The following is a 238-nucleotide window of genomic DNA, read 5'->3' as shown; positions in this document are numbered from 1 at the left end:
GTTACACACTGAGCCGCGCGCAATCAAAGGCGCTGAAAGTTCGAGAAGCACGTCGTCAGGCGCGCGAGCAGCGGACGCGAGATCGCGAGCGCAAAAAGGCGCTCACCGTGAAGCTGAGCTTGATTGAGCATAACGGCTACGTTGGTATGGCGTACGACGGACCTATGGACAATCCGATCACGGTGCAGACGCTGCAAGCTGCTGGTTTCCGCGCAGTGCCCGGAGCTACATACGCACA

1 protein-coding gene is annotated in these 238 nt (G+C 59.2%); it reads left to right on the top strand.

All coding sequences use genetic code 11. The features are described from left to right. Positions 1 to 238: hypothetical protein (locus tag AC1RO3_RS09405; RefSeq protein WP_481764155.1), on the top strand; the 238-nt coding region annotated here is incomplete at both ends.

This window comes from Dellaglioa sp. CoH-57-MRSF-19, assembly GCF_056781975.1.
Note: the sequence above shows the minus strand (reverse complement) of the source record. Positions and strands in the feature narration are given on the sequence as shown.